Source organism: Pseudomonadota bacterium, assembly GCA_018817425.1.
GTDB lineage: Bacteria > Desulfobacterota > Desulfobacteria > Desulfobacterales > RPRI01 > RPRI01.
In genome coordinates this window covers 14,012-33,754 of the sequence record JAHITX010000126.1, presented here as the reverse complement: position 1 = coordinate 33,754, position 19,743 = coordinate 14,012, and the positions used below count along the sequence as shown (strand labels likewise).

Annotated in this window: 15 protein-coding genes; 13 read left to right on the top strand and 2 right to left on the bottom strand. The window is 38.1% G+C overall.

Annotation, left to right across the window (positions count from 1 at the left end; genetic code table 11):
* Positions 1-207: 207 nt before the first annotated feature.
* The 13 genes from KKC46_20990 (at position 208) to KKC46_20930 (ending at position 16,532) form a co-directional block, all read left to right on the top strand.
* The gene (locus KKC46_20990; protein ID MBU1056278.1) at positions 208-1,020 is read left to right on the top strand and encodes a phosphatidate cytidylyltransferase; all 813 of its coding nucleotides are present in this window, start codon (positions 208-210) and stop codon (positions 1,018-1,020) included.
* A gap of 22 nt (positions 1,021-1,042) precedes the next feature.
* On the top strand, positions 1,043-2,194 hold the full coding sequence (locus KKC46_20985) for a 1-deoxy-D-xylulose-5-phosphate reductoisomerase (GenBank protein ID MBU1056277.1): 1,152 nt from the start codon (positions 1,043-1,045) through the stop codon (positions 2,192-2,194).
* A gap of 26 nt (positions 2,195-2,220) precedes the next feature.
* Positions 2,221-3,585: an RIP metalloprotease RseP gene (gene rseP / locus KKC46_20980; GenBank protein MBU1056276.1), complete on the top strand. Its 1,365-nt coding sequence runs from the start codon at positions 2,221-2,223 to the stop codon at positions 3,583-3,585.
* Positions 3,586-3,600: 15 nt separating this feature from the next.
* Positions 3,601-6,609, top strand: coding sequence for a phosphoribosylformylglycinamidine synthase (locus KKC46_20975; protein MBU1056275.1), 3,009 nt, complete (start codon positions 3,601-3,603; stop codon positions 6,607-6,609).
* A complete protein-coding gene (gene purQ / locus KKC46_20970) occupies positions 6,606-7,427 on the top strand; it encodes a phosphoribosylformylglycinamidine synthase I (GenBank protein MBU1056274.1) in 822 nt (273 codons plus the stop codon). Before KKC46_20975 ends, purQ begins: the two co-directional genes overlap by 4 nt.
* A 303-nt stretch (positions 7,428-7,730) precedes the next feature.
* Positions 7,731-8,177 (top strand): prepilin-type N-terminal cleavage/methylation domain-containing protein, encoded by a 447-nt coding sequence (locus KKC46_20965; GenBank protein MBU1056273.1) that lies wholly within the window; start codon positions 7,731-7,733, stop codon positions 8,175-8,177.
* 14 nt (positions 8,178-8,191) lie between these two features.
* Complete coding sequence (locus tag KKC46_20960) at positions 8,192-9,031, top strand: PilW family protein (protein ID MBU1056272.1); 840 nt, start codon at positions 8,192-8,194, stop codon at positions 9,029-9,031.
* A gap of 28 nt (positions 9,032-9,059) precedes the next feature.
* On the top strand, positions 9,060-9,491 hold the full coding sequence (locus tag KKC46_20955; GenBank protein ID MBU1056271.1) for a prepilin-type N-terminal cleavage/methylation domain-containing protein: 432 nt from the start codon (positions 9,060-9,062) through the stop codon (positions 9,489-9,491).
* 87 nt (positions 9,492-9,578) lie between these two features.
* Positions 9,579-10,151, top strand: coding sequence for a pilus assembly PilX N-terminal domain-containing protein (locus KKC46_20950; GenBank protein MBU1056270.1), 573 nt, complete (start codon positions 9,579-9,581; stop codon positions 10,149-10,151).
* Between the two features lie 28 nt (positions 10,152-10,179).
* On the top strand, positions 10,180-14,484 hold the full coding sequence (locus tag KKC46_20945; GenBank protein MBU1056269.1) for a hypothetical protein: 4,305 nt from the start codon (positions 10,180-10,182) through the stop codon (positions 14,482-14,484).
* Positions 14,485-14,506: 22 nt separating this feature from the next.
* On the top strand, positions 14,507-14,830 hold the full coding sequence (locus tag KKC46_20940; protein MBU1056268.1) for a hypothetical protein: 324 nt from the start codon (positions 14,507-14,509) through the stop codon (positions 14,828-14,830).
* A 275-nt stretch (positions 14,831-15,105) separates the two neighbouring features.
* The gene (locus KKC46_20935; protein ID MBU1056267.1) at positions 15,106-16,023 is read left to right on the top strand and encodes a hypothetical protein; all 918 of its coding nucleotides are present in this window, start codon (positions 15,106-15,108) and stop codon (positions 16,021-16,023) included.
* Positions 16,024-16,040: 17 nt separating this feature from the next.
* Positions 16,041-16,532, top strand: a complete 492-nt coding sequence (locus KKC46_20930) for a prepilin-type N-terminal cleavage/methylation domain-containing protein (GenBank protein ID MBU1056266.1) — start codon at positions 16,041-16,043, stop codon at positions 16,530-16,532.
* Positions 16,533-16,757: 225 nt separating this feature from the next.
* Here KKC46_20930 and KKC46_20925 read toward each other — a convergent pair whose 3' ends face one another.
* A complete protein-coding gene (locus KKC46_20925) occupies positions 16,758-17,801 on the bottom strand; it encodes a LysM peptidoglycan-binding domain-containing protein (GenBank protein ID MBU1056265.1) in 1,044 nt (347 codons plus the stop codon).
* 278 nt (positions 17,802-18,079) lie between these two features.
* The gene (gene groL / locus KKC46_20920; GenBank protein ID MBU1056264.1) at positions 18,080-19,738 is read right to left on the bottom strand and encodes a chaperonin GroEL; all 1,659 of its coding nucleotides are present in this window, start codon (positions 19,736-19,738) and stop codon (positions 18,080-18,082) included.
* Between the last annotated feature and the right edge of the window lie 5 nt (positions 19,739-19,743).

Here is a 19,743-nt window from a genome sequence, read left to right as displayed (position 1 = left end):
TTGGGGGGAAACTTTAGTTTAATATTATTTTTAGACAAAAGGGTTCCAGCGGTCAAGGATTCGAGGGTTCAAGATTTAGATGTAAGTGATATTTTGCTTGAACACTAGACCCCTTAAATCCTCGAACCCTCAAGCCATCAGCCCTGTCTTACGATGGCGACTTAATTCCAATTATTGAAATATTTAAGCAGTTTATAGGATATATGCATGCATTTAAAGCGTTGGATTACAGGACTTACAGCGCTTCCTTTTCTTATATTGCTTATAAGTAAAGGCGGAAGTATAGCATTTGCCGTTTTTATAAGCATTGTGTCAATCATTGCCCTATTTGAATATTATGAAATAGTGCTTTATCCCCAAAAAAGGCAGAGTATAAAAAATGCATTGCCTCTGATATCATATCTTTTCGGAATAATAATCATATTTGTTGTATACAGGGATATGCCGGATATTGTGTCTTTTTTGATTGTATTTAATCTTATTATTTCAGGTTTTATTTCTCTTTTTAAGTTTAAAACAAATAAGGATATTATATGGCTGGTTGTAAAACAGCTTATGGGCCTTATATATATTCCGCTTTTTCTCTCATATCTTATTTTAATCAGAAATGGCAGTGATGGAATTGCCTGGATTTATTTCTTGCTAATATTGGTTTTTGCAGGAGATACAGGGGCTTTTTATGCAGGTACTTATTTTGGAAAACATAAGCTTTGTCCATCTGTCAGTCCCGGAAAAACAATAGAAGGATCTTTAGGCGGATTGGGATTAAATATTGTGGCAGGTGGTATATTTAAATATTATTTTCTGTCATCATATTCATGGGGGATTTCTATTTTATTATTTATTTGTGTCGGAATTGCAGGACAGATCGGGGATCTTTTTGAATCAGAACTAAAAAGATCTGCCGGCGTTAAGGATTCGGGGTCAATATTACCCGGACATGGCGGTATTCTTGATCGTATCGACGCTCTTTTATTTGCTGCGCCGGTTGCCTGGGTTTTTAAGGAATTTTTGTTTTAAAAATGAAAACGGGTTTAATATAATGAAGTCTTTATCTATATTGGGTTCAACAGGATCAATCGGAACCAATACTCTAAAGATAGTCGAAATGTTTTCGCATAAGTTTCGGATAAAAGCGCTTGCGGCGAAAAATAATGTAATACTGCTTGCTGAGCAAATTAAAAAATTTAAACCTGATATGGCTGTGGTCTTTGATGAACAAAGCGCCTTAGAGCTTGAAAAAGCTACTTCCGGAATAGATATTAAAATTCTTTATGGAACCGAAGGCTACAAGGCAGCCGCGTCTTTGGATGGAGTCGATATGGTAGTTGCCGCAATTGTTGGTTCTGCCGGGCTTTTGCCGGTATTATCTGCAATTGATGCCGGAAAGGATATTGCACTTGCCAACAAGGAAACTCTTGTTATGGCAGGTGATATAGTTATCAAGAGTGCCAAGGAAAAGAACGTTAAGATACTTCCTGTAGATAGTGAACATAGCGCAATTTTTCAGTGTCTTTCCGGTCAACGTAAAAAAGATATGGATAAGATACTGCTCACAGCTTCGGGGGGGCCTTTCCTTAATCTTCCCTCAACTGAATTTGGCAATATTACACCGGAAGATGCAATAAACCATCCGGTTTGGCAAATGGGTAAAAAAATAAGTATTGATTCTGCTACAATGATGAATAAAGGACTTGAAGTTATAGAAGCCAAACATCTTTTCGAGGTTTCGGTTGATACTATTGAAGTACTTATTCATCCTCAAAGCATTGTTCATTCTATGGTGTCATTTAAAGACGGAACGGTTATTGCCCAAATGGGTGTCCCGGATATGAGAGGGGCTATTGCGTATGCTATGTCTTTTCCGGAAAGGCTTTCCATAGGACAAGATTCTCCTGATTTCAATTCTATCGGGTCACTTACTTTTCAAAAACCTGATACCGACAAATTCCCTTGTATTGATCTTGCTTTTTATGCGGGTAAAATTGGAGGAACTCTTCCGGCCGTTTTGAATGCGGCAAACGAAATAGCAGTTGAAGGTTTTTTAAACAAAAGAATATCCTTTGCAGATATTCCTCAAGTAATAAGAAAAACAATGGAAAAGCACTTTGTTATTGCAAATCCGGCGCTATCTGATATTCTCCAGGCTGATAATTGGGCGCGCAATTTTGCTTTGGAGCAAATCATCGAATAAAAGGATTTTAGAAAGCTGTATAATTTATGGGCACAGATTTTATTGCATTCATTATAGTACTCGGGGTACTGATTTTCATTCATGAGCTTGGCCATTTTCTTGTAGCCAGGTATTTTGGAGTAGGAATCGAAAAATTTTCTCTTGGATTCGGGCCAAGGCTTTTCGGGAAAAAAGTCGGGATCACGGATTACCGCGTTTCAGCAGTTCCACTTGGCGGGTATGTTAAAATGGTAGGTGAAGATCCTGATGCGGAGCTTGACCCGGAAGATATTTCAATTTCATATAGCCATAAACATGTTTTTAAGAGAATTTTAATTGTTGCTGCCGGGCCAACCTTTAATATTCTTTTGGCTGCTGTCATTTATTTTGGATTTTTTTCGGTTGTGGGAATTGAGGATGTCACACCTGTAATAAGAAATATCGATATTGGAGGTCCGGCCCAAAAAGCAGGGCTTGCAAAAGGCGATTTGATTCTCTCTATTGACAAAGCGCCGGTTGATTCATGGTATGATATTTTTAATGCCATTAAACGCAGCGACGGGCGTACGCTTTCACTGAATCTTAAGCGGGATGATTCTGAAATTGCCATAGCACTTTCTCCACAATTAAATACAGGCCAGGATCTTTTTGGGGATGAGGTCAAATATTATGATTTGGGGATTTCCGGCTATCCGGAAATAGAGGCAATTATAGGCGGGGTATCGAATGGTTTTCCTGCCCAGGTAGCCGGGCTTGAAAAAAACGACAAAATAGTTGCCATTAATGGTGAAAAAGTCAATAGCTGGAATAAAATGCAGAAGATTATATTAGAAAGTCAAGGCAAGATTCTTCTGACAACTATTCAACGTGGTGATTCTTTTTTTGATGTAAAAATAACCCCGGTGCTTAAAAAAAATAAAAATGCATTAGGTGAGATTGAAGAAAGCTATAAGATTGGTGTTTCAAGCGCTGGTGGTATTTTGCCGGATGAAGATAAGTTTTTGAAAAAATTTTCAGTTATTGAAGCTTTGTTTGAAAGCGTGAGGCAGACTTATAGGTTTACACATTTAACGATTGTAAGTATTGCAAAGCTGATACAGGGCAAGTTATCCATCAACACTCTTGGCGGCCCAATAATGATTGCTGAGATGGCCGGACAACAGGCTAGAGAAGGTGCTTCCGATTTTCTGTTTTTTATGGCTCTTATCAGTATAAATCTTGCAGTGTTGAATTTTCTTCCTATACCGGTTTTAGATGGCGGGCATTTGTTTTTCTATTTTATTGAAGCTGCAATAGGAAAACCGGTAAATACAAAGATTCGTGAAATAGCCCAGCAGGTTGGTATTTTCGTACTAATTTTGCTTATGATCTTTGTTTTTTACAATGATATAACCAGATATTTTTTTAGTTGATAAAGATAAAATAAAATGCCGCATAGACTTGAGATCGCATTAAAACCCGAAATGCTTGATGCAGAAGGTGAAGGTATTCGTTTAAAAGCGAAAAATTATTTCGGAATTGAACTTGCAAAAGTACGCACCATTTCAATTGTTACCATTGATGCCGCTTTAAATAAAGACGAGCTGAATTTGATTCAGGCCGCAATTTTTACAAACCCTGTTATACAAACTTCATCATTTGATCCTATTGCAATTGATTTTGACTGGATAATATGGGTTGGCTATAAACCGGGGGTGAAAGATAATCCGGGCAGTACTGCGGTAGAAGCCATAGAAGATTTGATCGGGACAAAAATTTCCGGATCTTTTAAAAAAGATGCAGCAGTTTATACGTCTAAACGGTATTGTATTAAGGGCCATGACCTGTCACGTAAAAATATTGAAAAAATTGCCCGTGAACTTCTGTCAAATGATATTATTCAGCAGACTAAAATTTATTCAAAAGCCGATTGGAATAGTAAGGAAGGAATTGGTTATATTATTCCAAAAGTAGTATTAAACCATATCCCCACTGTTTCAACAATATCAATAAAAAGCGATGAAATATTACAAAAGGTCAGTGATAAAAGAAACCTTGCCTTAAATCCGAATGATATTTTTGCAATAAGATCTTATTTTTTAAGAGAAGATGTTCTGGCCGCACGGGCTACCGAAGGTTTGTCGGAGCCAACAGATCTTGAGCTTGAATATATCTGCCAGGCAAGAAGCGATCATTGTAATCACAATACATTCAGGGGATTATTCCGCTACACAGATCTTGAGACAGGAGATACCGAAACAGTTGATAATCTTTTTAAGACCTGTATAGAAGCTCCAACTCTTTTTCTTAAAGATAAAAAACCATGGGTTGTTTCGGTATTGTGGGATAATGCCGGAGCCGGGCTTTTTGATGAGGATAACTATTATGTCATAACCGGTGAAACACATAATTCACCTTCCAACATGGAAGCATATGGCGGAGCCATCACGGGAATAGTTGGAGTATATCGTGATCCTTTAGGTACGGGAAAAGGCTCAAAGCTTATCATGGGCAGTTACGGTTTTTGTGTAGGGCACAGGGATTATAATGGCCCGTTGATGCCGCATCTTCATCCAAGACGTCTTTTAGATGGAGTTATAGAAGGAGTGCGAGACGGCGGAAATAAAAGTGGGATACCAACGCCGTTTGGCCAGGTTCTTTTCCATCACGGCTATATGGGAAAATGTCTTGTATTTGTTACCGCTCTTGGAATTATGCCTGCAACAATTAAGAAAGAACCTGCCGAACTAAAGAAAACATCTGTCGGAGATTTTATTATCATGTGTGGCGGAAGAGTAGGAAAAGACGGCATACATGGGGTTACGGCTTCATCGGAAGTCTTTTCCGAAAACACTCCGGCAGGCCATGTCCAGATAGGTGATCCCTATACTCAAAAGAAAATGCACGATTTTCTGCTCGAAGCCCGTGATGAAGGCCTTATCGCTTTTATAACCGATAATGGCGGTGGAGGACTTTCATCATCTATAGGAGAATCCGCCATATATTCAAATGGCTGTGAAATAGATCTTGATAAGGTTCCATTAAAATACGAAGGCCTGGACCAGTGGGAAATATGGGTTTCGGAATCTCAGGAACGTATGACTGTTGCAGTAAAACCTGAGCATCTTGACAGGTTTTTTGAACTATCTGCAAAACATGCAGTTGAAAGTACTGCAATCGGGGAATATACCAATTCCGGAAAACTTCATATTAAGTATAATAGTAAAACCTGTGCTTATGTTGATATGGATTTGCTTGCGGCAGGCTTTCCTCAGTGGGAGTTTGATGCTGTATGGTATCCACCTGCTATGCGCGGTCTTTATGAGCCTGTGATAACAGAGCCCGAAGATTACAATAAGCTTTTACTTGATATTTTATCTCGTCCGAATATCTGCTCAAAAGAGTGGATCTGTAAACAATATGATCATGAAGTACAAGGCGGTAGTGTTATCAAACCGCTTGTAGGAAAAAAGCGCGATATAAACAGTGATGCAGTTGTAATAAGACCTGTGCTTGATTCAAATAAAGGAATTGCTTTTTCACAGGCAATTTTACCTATGTATTCGGCAATTGATGCTTTTCATATGACATGCTGCACGATTGATGAAGCTGTCCGGCGTCTTATTTGTGTTGGTGGTAGTATGGATCATATAGGAGGAGTGGATAATTTCTGCTGGCCGAATGTTCAGTATCATCCGGTTAACAATCCCGATGGAAAATTTAAAGCCGCCCAGCTTGTGCGCTCCTGTAAAGCGCTTGCAAAAACATGTCTTTCATACGAGATACCGCTTCTATCCGGAAAAGACAGCATGTATGTGGACGGATACCTATCGGGCAAATACGGCGAATCCCACAAAACGTCAGCTCTTGAAACCATGCAGTTTTCAGCCGTATCCGTAATAAATGATATTCATAAGTGCATTACAATGGATTGCAAAATTCCCGGAGATCTTGTGTATGTGCTGGGCGAAACCCAAAACGAACTGGGCGCTTCTGAATATTATGAGCATTTTGGTTATATCGGATTAAATGTGCCGCAAGTATTTCCCGTTCAATTCGTTAAGCTCTATAGAGCGCTTTGTGAGGCTATTGACAAAGGTCTTGTAGCCTCAGCCCATGGCATTTACCGGGGGGGCTTGGGTGTGCATCTTGCGATGGTTGCTATGGGAGGTGATCTTGGTTTAAGGGTGGATATAGATTGCGTACCAATTAATGGGCTTGATCGTATTGATTCGATTTTTTTTTCAGAATCAGCCGGCCGGATTATAGTAACTGTTGCGCCTGAAAACAAAAATATTTTTGAAAATATTTTTAACGGGCTTTGTTATGCAAATATTGGTGAGGTTACGGAAAACAAAGAATTGATAGTAAATAGTACCAAAAACAAAAATATTATTTGCCTATCTGTTGATGCATTAAAAAAAGCATGGAAACAGCCTTTTGGAGAGCTGATATGAGCAAGGTTAAAGTTCTGGTGCTTGCCGGATATGGCTTAAACTGTGACTACGAAACTGCATATACTTTTGAACTTGCCGGCGCAAAAGCTAAAAGGGTTCATATAAACAGCCTTATTGGCGGAGATATTAGCCTGTCTGATTTTAATATTCTGGTTTTTACAGGAGGATTTGGCTGGGGTGATGACCATGGGGCCGGAGTAGTACAGTCTGTTAAACTTAAAACAAAACTTGGCGATACAATACTTGAATTTGTTGATAAGGGAAATCTTGTAATAGGAATTTGCAATGGATTCCAGGCTATAGTAAATATGGGTCTTTTGCCGGGATTTGATAATAACTATACCACAAGATCTCTCGCATTAACTTTCAATGACTGCGGAAATTTTAAGGATTGCTGGGTGGATCTTAAAGTAAATAATTTGTCCCCCTGTGTATTTACCAAAGGATTGGATAATATTGAACTTCCCATAAGACATGGAGAAGGGAAGTTTTATTCGGATGAATCAACCATAAAAAGGCTTGTTGATAATAATCAGGTTGTTGTTCGGTATGCGATGCCGGAAGGAAAACCGGCGAACGGAAAATATCCTTACAATCCAAATGGATCTGTAGAAGATATTGCCGGTATATGTGATCCCAGCGGCCGCATATTCGGTCTTATGCCTCATCCTGAAGCCTATAACCATTTCACAAACCATCCTGACTGGACAAGACGCAAAGAAAAGCTGAAACGCTTAGGTGAAAATGAGTGCAAGCAAATTCCTACCGGCATACTCATTTTTAAAAATGCCGTAGATTATATTATGGCTTCGCAATAAACCTGATACCGCTGCTCTTGATGTTACCGTCACAATTCATGCTATTAAATTATTTAATAGCTCTATAAATAAGTTTAATGGTTTGCCCTGTAAAGCTTGTTATTTCAGTTTGTGTTCATGCTGGATTCCCGGCATTTAAATAGAATAAATTTTAGTTATATCAATTGATAATGCGTAAGTTGCATTTTCTGGAATCAATCAGTACGTGTATATATACATATTGGCATGAGGTTTGTATAGTAACTTACTATCCAAGCAATATAGTTTAACAAGTTGTTGGATTTAAGTAACGGAGAGTAAAGGATGCAGAAAAAAGCCGGTTTTTCATTAGTTGAGTTAATGATAGTATTAGGTATTATTGCAATTCTATCTGCAATAGTAACACCAAATATTATAAGTTGGTTAAAAGGCCAGGGGTTAAAAACTGCCGTATCGGAACTACAGGGAAATTTGCAGTTGGCAAAATTGAGTTCAATAAGGCAGAATCAGAGTTGTACAGTTACATTTGATAAAGGCGAGGGAAGTTATTCTATTCCATGTGCTAATAAAAATGTTATGTTAAGCAGTTATAGCGGCGGGGTTGTTTTTGGAGCGTCAACTACCGATGAAATGACCTTCACTTCAGCTGGCATTTGTTCGTTCAATAAGAGTGCTTATCTGACAGATCAAAAGAACTCGGCGTATTACAGGATACAAACCTTTAATTCCGGTGGAATTACTGTTTCAAAAGTCGATAGCTCTAGCTTTTAATAGGAATTGTTGATATGAATTACTTAAAAAAAATATTTAGAACCGGTTTGCATTATACAGGCTCAAACAAAGGGGTTACTCTGGTTGAGCTTATGGTTGTAATGGGACTTACAACTATTGTTCTTGGGGTAATATATGCAGCCTATCATACTCAATCCAGGATGAACATAAAAGAGACCGCTGTTGTTAATATGCAGCAGAATATAAGAGGCTCTTTGTATCTTTTTGAAAAAGACATCCGTATGGCCGGATATAATCCAAATCCAACTGCAACCGAAAATTTTGGGATAATTGATATAACTGATATAAATGGAAACAGCGCAATAACTTTTACTGCCGATATAGATGGAGATGGACTCGTAGGTAGTGACACTTTCTATTATCAAATATATGATTACACGAGCGGAAGTCCTGTCGGAATTCTTGATCTGGGAAGAAAAAAGGGTGCTAGCCCAGGATATACAATAGTTGCCGAAAGTATCGATGCATTAGGTCTTGCATATGCTTATGACAACGACGGAGACGGTCAACTTGATGTATCTCCCAGCGGTTTTGTTTTATGGGCAATAGATACCGATGGTAATAACAAGCTTGACAGGATCCTTGATACCAATGATAGCGGTGTAATAGATTTAGATGATGATGAAGCTGGAACGGCTCTGTCATCTGAGATTGATCTTGATAAAATAAGAGCTATTAAGGTTTGGATTCTGGCTAGAACCAAGACATCTCTATTACAATATATGGATAGTAATACTTATGTTGTTGCCAACAGGCATATAACGCCGAACGACAGCTATAAACGGGAGTTGTTGGAAACCACCATTAAATGCAGAAATCTTGGTTTTGAGTGATTTTATATATTTTTAAAGGAGTTTTGGAATGAACAGCAATAACTTTAATGAAAATATTATCGGTATTGAAGATAAATCAGACAAAAAATCTGATAATAATGGATATACGATGATAGAAGTTCTTATTGCTCTTGCCATTTTTTCAATTGGAATTTTGGGATTGGCAAAAATGCAGATAGCATCAACCAATCTTAACAGCTATTCAAGAATGGCGACTGAAGCCACAACAATGGGTGGTGATGAGATGGAAAGGCTCATGATTCTTTCTTATGGTGATTATGATCTTAATCCTGCATTTAATTCAGAACACTCTTATACAAACAATAATCGTACAGTAACATGGACTGTTACGGATAATCCCGATCACAAGTCCATAAATATGATTATTACATATACTATAGCAATTAGTGGAACTACAAAGACTATTAGACTAAATTATATAAAGCCACAGGATATTTAAACTCAGAATATTAAAGATAAAGATCCCTAAAATCAGGATTCAGGTACTGGTTTATAATATAAAATACTTGTTAGAAAGGCTCTGGTTATGAAAAAAACCGTAACAATATTAAACAATGAAAAAGGATCGGTAATGGTGGTTGTCATTATTATGATGGCGCTTTTGCTTCTTATGGGAATAATGTCAACAAAGCTTAGCATTGTTGAAATGCAGATTCTTCGTAATACCATACTCTCAAAACAGGATTTTTATGCTGCTGAAGGAGGTGTTACTGAAGTGTCTGCCGATGTGAGTTATGCCGATCTTCCCGGCAGGGATTGCGGAGGTCGTGATAGTTGTTCCGATGATTATACAATAACAGATATCGAAACAAAGAAAATATTGACGGAAACTGTTAAAGGTGCAAGCTCAACTGAACTGTCGGATATTAACAATGTAAAAGATACAACCTGGCCAACTAATTATGCCGACAGTAATAATGAATATGCTTACAGGGTTATTTACGATGGCGAGGGTCCGATACCCAAAGGGTACGGTACGGGATTTACTTCATATATATTCGATGTAACGATAAGAAAACAGGAAGGTCCCACTCCGGCCCAAATGTATAGTACTATAAATGAAGGATTTAGAAAAATTGGTCCCAAGACTAATACTTAGTATTTAAGTTGGCTGTAAAGGAGGAATTATGAAACCAATCAGAAACTCTGTGGTTAAATCAAGTGGAAAGATGAAAACAAGACCATATATTTATTTAGGTCTTGCTATAGCTATATTTCTGTCGGCAGCAAGTATGCTTGCTTTTGCAGACGACACAGATATTTACCGGCCGAAAGTCAGGCATAATGTAACTATTCTTGTGGATAATTCCGATAGTATGGCTTTTGGTGTTTATGATAATGATATAGATTATCATCAATTCTACAAATATATATGCGAGCTTTGTGATGGAGGAGCCTGCGACTGGAAAGCTGCATGGGACCCTGTTGCCGGAGGAAGCGGAACCGGTTCTGCGTATTATAATGATTCAAACGCTTTTGACAGAACTAAAATATATCTTTTAAACGGCAATATAGGTTTTGCAAACGGAATTACGGGTGATGCTGCCGATCCGTCTTATTTATGGTATGGTGACGGGTTGGCAGATACAAAAACGTATATCACAGCAGCAGGAGAACTCAAAGATATAAATGGAAAGCATCCTGGAGAGGCAGGATATGAGGGGCGTGTGAGCACCGTAGTGGATTCGACAACAGGGGAAGTGATGGTTACTTTTGATGGAGAACCGCTGCCGAATAATCAGGAAAAGAAACTTCATGACTGGCAGGAAAATCCTGACGGATCAAGAGTAGATAAAGGATTTGCCGGCCTTATCAGGGCTCCCGGATATACCTTCAGCGGTTATTTTTACAAATCCGGAGGAAATAGCAGCTTGGCGGCAACAAACCCTGCGTCTTCATATACTTCAGATGTTAATCTGGCTGCCACTGATGACGGAAAGGCAAAAGACTATTTCTTTATTACCGGCAACTGGATTAATATGCAAACGGTCTATAACCTGTGGATAACAACCAATCAGAATAAAGACTATGAGGCATGGACATACTGCACTTACCCTGCCGAGTTTTATACTCCGGTTGTTGATTTTTACCTGGTTCCGCCCAAAGATTATGATGGAAATTATTTTCCTGCTTACGATTCCTTACAGGATAGGGATACCAATAATATTATCTATAACGGAGAAGCATCAAAAATCAAAGTTCATTTTGAAAGCCTTTCTCTTGCAGCAGGTGACAAGATAGAGCTCTATGATGAAAGCGGAACAAGTGGAGACCCGGCTATTATTATTACTTCCATGCCGGCAGACGGCTGGACAGGCTGGATAACGGGCAAACAGGTTCTTGTTCGCTTCATTACCGATTCTGATCCTGATACTGTATCCACAGGTTGGAAAATAGATTCATATCAATACCAATCAAAGACCGATTATAAATTTTTCACAAGGCTTGAAGCAACTATTGACGCAATTATTAATGTTGTCGAAGCAACACGAGGAAAGGTTAACTGGGGGGTTCAGGCATTTGGCGAATCACACGGAACTCCTGCAATGAATCCGAGTTTTAATGATGATGAGCAGAGACAGGGAGTTATTAATAATTTGCTGCATTTTAGCGCATCAGGCCCTTCAAATATCGCAGAGTCATTGGATCTTGTCCTGCAAGAATTCAATACCAGATCTGACCTGATTCAAAGGAGTTGCAACCAGAACTTTGTAATTACAATTTCAGATGGCTATGCGGATAATGATACTTTAGGGGTTGACTGGAATTCATCAGTTACAAATTATGCTGAGCTTGATAATGCCGAAGACACTCAATATCATTATACCCAGGATCCTTATCAAAATCCTACTCCTGATCCTGATTATTATGATGATATAGCTGGATTTATGTATTCTCATAGATTTTTGGATTATTCACCGATTCCCGAAGATGAAAGAGAGCGTTCCGCAGATAATATTGTTGTTCACAATATTGGTTTCAGCACCGAATCATCAATGTTAAAACATGCTTCGGAACTGTCTAATGGCGTGTACCTTACGGCATATTCAAAGTCCCAGCTTGTTAATGCTTTTTATGCATTGGGGATTCTTATAGCGGAATATACTTCATATACTGCCCCGGTTGTTTCTGTGGATGAAACAAACAGGGTTCAGTCCGGTGACAGACTTTATATGGCTCTTTTTAAGCCGAACGAGAGTCTTTACTGGACAGGAAATATTAAAAAATACGGACTGCTTTATGGGGAAAAACCTGATTGCGAAAATGATGCTGAATGGTATGTAGTTGATAAAACAAATAAATCAGCGACAACATGTGTTGGTGAAATGATTCCGGAAACAACATCTTTCTGGTCAAGCAGTTTTGACGGAGGTGATGTTGAAAAAGGCGGAGTAGCCCAGGTTCTTTACAATAAAATACCATATACTTCCGGAAAACTAACGACAACTAATGCAACTTTTAGAAATATTTACAAATGTGACGGCTCATTAAATCTTGTTAAAGTTGGGACGGATACTCTTACAAAAGCAGAACTTGGAGTGCCACAGGATGCTGATGTGTATGATATTGTAAACTTTATTTATGGTTATACTTATGATTCCCATACAGCAGCCACAGCCCTGGATGCCGGAGGAGATCCTCTTGAATTAGGATCTCCGGTTTCAAAAAGATGGCCCCTTGGACCGATTATACATTCAAGCCCAAAGATTATCGATTATCTGGATTCAGGTGGTATTCTTGAAAAACGCTATATTGCTGTAGGTGCAAATGATGGCATGCTGCACATATTTGATAATGATAGCGGAGATGAAGTTTTTGCTTTTATGCCTACAGAAGTAATAACAAAATTAAAAAACTTTGATCCAAGCAAATCTGACAGCCAAAAAGTATATACTGTGGATGGTTCTCCGATGCTGCTGGAATATAAAGATGGAAGTGATAATAAAAAACTTTTGGTTTTCGGTTTAAGGCGGGGTGGAAAGGCATATTATGCCCTGGATGTATCCAGTAAGACAGCGGGCGACTGGACAGTCAAGTGGAAGGTAACTAATAGTAATCTGCCAGAATTGGGCTTAAGTTTTGCCACACCCAAGCATATTAAATTGGATACAGGTTTAGGTACGTATGCAAGTTATCTTCTTATACCCGGAGGATATGATTCGGATAAAGAAGACAGGTCAGATCTTACGAGAAATTTTGAGCTGACTTCAACTTTTAAAGATGATACCGGACGTGGCATATATATTCTGAACATTGCTGACGGAAGTATAGCAAAACAATTCGTATACGATAGCACTCTTGAACCCCAGATGAAATACTGTTTCCCGGCAGATCCGAATGTTGTAACCGGTCCCAAGGGAGTATTTTCTGCAGCCTATATGGCGGACATATACGGACAGGTTTGGAAACTTTCTTATAACAGCAACACGTCAGACTTTGAATTGAATCTTATATTCAAAATGAATCCCATGACTGATCAACGCTCCGATTATTACTATAAGGAACAATTTTCCACATGGTCAACTGGCGATGATCATCCCGACTTAGCAAGTATTAAATTTGATCCGGCGTTGGGTGCGGATATATGTAATCCCAGAAAAACTTTTTACAGTCCCGAAGTATCATCTGCAGGAAACTGTTTTACCGATGTACCTGTTCTTTATATGGGAACCGGTGATAGAGAACATCCAACTTTTATAGGTTTTACAAAATCATCAACTGGATGTGAACCGGTTAAAAACGGACTTTATGCTTTTTACGATGCGCATGCATACTACAATACGAACCAAGGGTCATATGCTGAAAATAGCGAGTTTTTTACTGAAAAAGATCTTCTTAACGTAACATGCGGGGCTATGGAGCCTGATCTTTTGTTGTTTGACACTGATCCTATAAAAAGTTCGCAGACAAAGGCCAATATCAAAAATTTTCTCAGAGAAAAAGAAAAAGGCTGGTATCTTTTGTTCTCCGAACTGGATGTCTGTGCTTCTGTAGATAATGACGAAGATTTTGTTAACCAAAATGATCATGACGGTGAAAAATGTATAGATCCGGTTACATTATTTGCCAAAGTAGTATATGCGCCTACTTATCAACCAAATGCCATCAACGATAATCCATGTGAATACAAAGGTAACGCCAGGACATTTGCGGTTAATTACTGTACAGGAAACGCAGTATATAATTTCTTTACGGATAATGATACTGATATTAATGATGATGGTATCATTGACAAAGAGGATGGAGATAAGAAAAACTATACTAGGCTTGACAGATATCTTAGCATTGGTGAGCATTTACCTTCCGGGGTTTCTATTGTAATCAGGCAAGGTAAAGCGGCGGGTTTCATATCCGTAGGTGGAAGAATATATCCTTTGCCTGAAGTTGATATGCCTGGCTCAATGATTCCTTTTTACTGGAAAGAATTATAACCAATTAATAAAGGGGAGTATTATGAACAGCAGAAAAGTATTAATAATAATTTCATTGATTGTGTTTGTTATCTCATTAAGCTACGGGTATGGAAATGCTATTATTACTGCTGGGGATGCGGAGTCAATAACCGGCATTATTGATGAAATCAATTCAGAAGATAATGCAATAAAAATTGGCGCAAACTATTATTACTTCAGGCATGCATCTATAATGGATGCAATGCTTGAGAAATACAATATCTCAAATAATAGTGAGGTATCTGTAAGTTATATTAAAGAGGAAAATAAAAACTTTGTTATAAATATTAAAGCCAATAAAGGCTGGAGTAAATCAGGCCGTTAATACAATAATCTTCTTCAATGCCCTGTAAGCCGGCGGGAACGGTTTTTTTCTCTCCCGCCGGAAGAAAAAGTAAATTGAGGATGCCTGTTATATGCAGTTGGGAATTTTCGACCGTAAAAATGTTAGTTTTGGATTTACTCATATATATACAATTGCTCTAATATAAAAAATACTTGAAATTATATTACATTCATATTATCCTTTATTTCAATACTGTTATAAATAGTGATAAGTGGTATATGAATAGTAATAAGTGATTAAGTGCTTGAGGGGATATGAATAAAAAATATATCATAATGTGCATACTGGCTATCCTTATTGCAGTTGGTTACTTTTCTTATAAAGATCGTTCTAAAGAAGAACAAATAAAGAAATGGAATGAAAAGGAATATGCTAGGATTGTTGATATTGCCAATAAAAGTCCGATAGCAGGGCTTAGTAAAATGGGTCGAAGCATTGAAAGATATTATGTTGATAATAAGAAGTATCCTGCATCTCTAAGCGATCTTTATCCTAAATATATTGCTAATAAGGCTTTTATTGAAGATGTGATATGGGAATATGTTCCCGGCAAGAATAATTTTAAGCTAAGTAAAAGTTTGATTGTTGGAGGCAAAACGTTGGTTGCATCGATAGATAAAAACCTTAAACCAGTATCAGGAAAGAAAGTTTTTATTGCATCGTCAAAAGCCGCAGCTTCGACATCTAAAAAAGTTGCATCTTCCGATATTTCTGATCTTGTTTCCAGACTTGCTGCAGCGGTTTCTAAAAAAGAAGAAAAAATAATATCTGCTCAGCTGATCGAACCTCAGTTTTCACTTATTAAGGAAACTGAAAATGTGATGGGTTTTGAAAATACAATTAGCCGTAAACATCTTGTCTGGAAAGATGGTAAGGGAGTTAGAGGTTTTGGCAATGTTCAGTATCCGCATATTGCAAGAATCTCAATATATAGTGATGGAAAATGTTATGATGTGAAGAGATCTTCAACAACTAAAAAAACTTTAGTATCTGATGAAAAAAGTTTCGGGAATAAAAGAAACCTTGATGTTACAGCTTCAGAGCAGAGCAAAAAATACCTTGTGTGGAAAGATAAAAATGGAATCTTGGGTTTCGGTAATCTGCAATATCCCGATAAAAAAGATATAGCTTATGTAAATATCGATGGGAAATGGCAAAAAGCCGGAAGTTGACATATAAGGAGAGGCATATGAAAGAAGAACTTATATTAGGCCTTAATAAATTAAAAGAAAACAAAGGCTTTACTTTGATGGAACTTATGGTTATCATGGCAATCATAGGCATTCTTGTGGTAATTGCTTCTGATATGTTCGTAAGTAGCAGGGCGAAAGCCTACGATTCTGCGGCATTAGGCGACGGCAGGCAATTGCTAACTGCCGTAATGGATAGTATAGTGTCTTATGATGATGTTGATTATTCTCATAATCCGGAAGACGGAGTTCGTATTGGTGAAAAAACAGCTACTGATGGAGCTTCCAGGGATCCTGTTTTAATTCTTTCTCCAAATACAAAGGCGCTTATTGAAGATAATAGTAGTGATGGTTTTGTTCGTATAGAAGCTACGTTGTACAGTGATGGCGGAACACCGGATACGATAAATCTTGATAGCATAGCCGGAAGAAGAGAATTTTATTGTATTATTGATGAGGAAAGCGGTACGTCTTCGTTTTCGATAGAATAACCACTGTCTTCTTCAGTTTGATAAAATTAATTAATAATATATCAAAGGAGAAAGATTACTTTAGCTTCTGAGTTTGTGATAAATCTTTCTACGCCGGACAACTTTGGTTTATGCTCCTCTTTGCCTGTGAATTCATCGTCCTTTGTTTTCTAACCCTCTTCGGATGGGGTATAAACCCTTAAAGCCATGGGGTATTTTTACATAACTTCTGAGGCAGATAATAAATTATTTTACAGGATATCTAACCGATGCTCCAGTAAATATTTCTCTATCGGATCTTGTAATAACAGCTGATGCTGTTGTTTGTTCTGAAATAAGAACAAACAACTTACCAAAATCAACCGGAGCAAGATATGTTGATACTAAACTATCAGGAGAAACATTTTTCTTTTCTCTGTAATATATATGATAAAACTGCCCCGGCTTTATTCCGTCTTTTTCACCTTTGTCTATAAAAACTATCGTATTATCACCGATTAGTTCTTTTGCTTCTTCCGGGACTAAAATACTGCATTCAATTCCTTTATTACTCTCAATTATGGGTATTTTGGGAGATCTTGGTTCATAAGGCATCAATAAATCATTGATGGCAATTTCTCTGAAAGATTTTAATACTTCTGCAATAACATAAAGAGGTTCAACTGTCTTGATTTCCACTATGCCGGTGAGGTAATGCTGCTTTCCTGCTGAGCCTGGCGTACTGTCTGGTAAGGGTTCAAAGGTTCGGTAAACCGTATATTTGGAATCAGGTACAAAATTGGAGTTATTCTCATTTTTTATATATATGAGATCCCCTTCGCTGATTACTACTTTATCATCTTTTGCTTTAAATACTGAACCATTGGGTAAGACCGGTTCTTTTTTTATAAATCCAACACTGTCTATAGCCGGATAATTAAAGTATAATATATCCTTTTCACAGGTATTTTCAGACTGTGAATTGCTATCTTCCGGTGTTTGGTCTTCATCAATAATTAAATCTGATTCCCTATTATAGAAAAGACGCAGCATGTCGCCAGGTTCAATAAAATGAGGGTTTTTAATATACTTGTTTTGTTTCCAGAGTTCCGGCCATACCCAGGGAGAATCAAAATATTTATCCGAGATATCCCACAGGGTATCTCCCCTTTGTATTGTGTAGTAAACACCGATTTCATGTTCAAGTGTTACTTGGTTTTCGATAGCATAGAGTGAGGCAGGTATAACTATCATTGAGGTTAGTATGCAAGTAATTGTAATAAAAAAATTGTATTTTAAAATATTGCGCATAAATCACCTCTATATGTTTTGCAGATTAGAGATTAATATTAGGTGGACTGCAATTTAATTATTAAGGTTTTTAGCTGACATTATTGATAATTATTAATTTGAATATACTTGTTTGTCAAGTATATTATCAATATGTTGTTTGATTATGGTAAGAGACAGGCATTAAAAATAAATGCCTGTCTTGCTATGTGCGATTATAGCGTTTGTGAAAATGAGAAAAGCTCCTGTGAATTTAAAAAAACACAGGAGCTTTATAGTTTATAATAGGTTTTATGAAACTACATCATGCCGCCCATGCCGCCCATGCCGCCCATACCACCCATGCCACCTGGCATTCCGCCTGGCATTCCGCCATCACCCTTGGGATCGGGTTTGTCAGCAATCATGGCTTCTGTTGTGAGCATAAGAGAGGCAACACTTCCTGCATTCTGAAGCGCAAAGCGTACCACTTTTGTAGGATCTATAACTCCTGCCGCAATAAGATCTTCATAAGTATCTGTGTCGGCGTTATATCCAACAGAGCCTTCGCTTTTCTTTACCTGATCAATTACTACTGATCCTTCAGCACCTGCATTATTTGCGATCTGCCTTAAAGGTTCTTCAATTGCACGCATAACAACTTTAACGCCAAGTTTTTGATCAGATTTGATCTTAATTTTATCCAGAGCGTCAAGGCAGCGAACCAAAGCTACTCCTCCACCAGGAACGATACCTTCTTCAACGGCAGCACGAGTTGCGTTTAGTGCATCTTCAACGCGGGCTTTTTTCTCTTTCATTTCGGTTTCTGTTGCAGCCCCAACATTAATTACGGCTACACCACCGATCAGTTTTGCAAGACGTTCCTGAAGTTTTTCACGATCATAATCAGATGTGGTCTCCTCAATTTGGGCGCGTATTTGTTTTACACGGCCTTCCAAAGCGGATCGTGAGCCGGCGCCGTCTATTACTGTAGTATTATCTTTGTCTATTACAATCCGTTTTGCTTTTCCAAGATCTTCAAGACCGATACTTTCTAATTTGACACCGATATCTTCGGAAACAACTTGTCCACCAGTAAGGATAGCAATATCTTCTAACATTGCTTTTCTTCTGTCACCGAATCCGGGTGCTTTTACAGCGGCAACTTTCAATGTGCCTCGCAACTTATTTACTACAAGGGTTGCCAGTGCTTCACCGTCAACATCTTCAGCAATAATAAGAAGCGGTTTGCCCATTTTTGCTATTTTCTCAAGAATGGGAAGAAGGTCTTTCATATTGCTTACTTTTGTCTCATTGATGAGAATATATACGTCATCTAGCGATACGGTCATTTTTTCAGGGTCAGTAACAAAATAAGGAGAAAGATATCCGCGATCAAACTGCATTCCTTCAACGATATCAAGGGTTGTATCCATGCTTTTGGCTTCTTCAACAGTGATTACTCCCTCTTTCCCAACTTTATTCATTGCCTCGGCAATTATATTGCCTATGGTTTCATCGTTATTAGCAGATATTGTGCCGACCTGTGCTATTTCACGCTGATCCTTGGTCGGTTTACTCATCTTATGGAGTTCTTTCACCGCAACTTCGATAGCCTTATCGATACCACGTTTGATCGACATCGGATTATTTCCGGCTGCAACAAGCTTTTGTCCTTCTTCGTAAATAGCTCTTGCCAGGACAGTAGCAGTTGTTGTTCCGTCACCAGCCATATCACTTGTTTTACTTGCGACTTCTTTCACCATCTGGGCGCCCATATTTTCAAACTTGTCTTCAAGTTCTATTTCCTTGGCTACGGTAACGCCGTCTTTTGTAATTGTAGGTGAACCCCATGATTTATCAATAACAACATTTCTTCCTTTTGGACCGAGAGTTACAACCACCGCATCGGCAAGAGTCTGTACGCCCTTTAGCATAGCTTCACGGGCTTTCATATTATACTTAATAATTTTAGCCATATCGT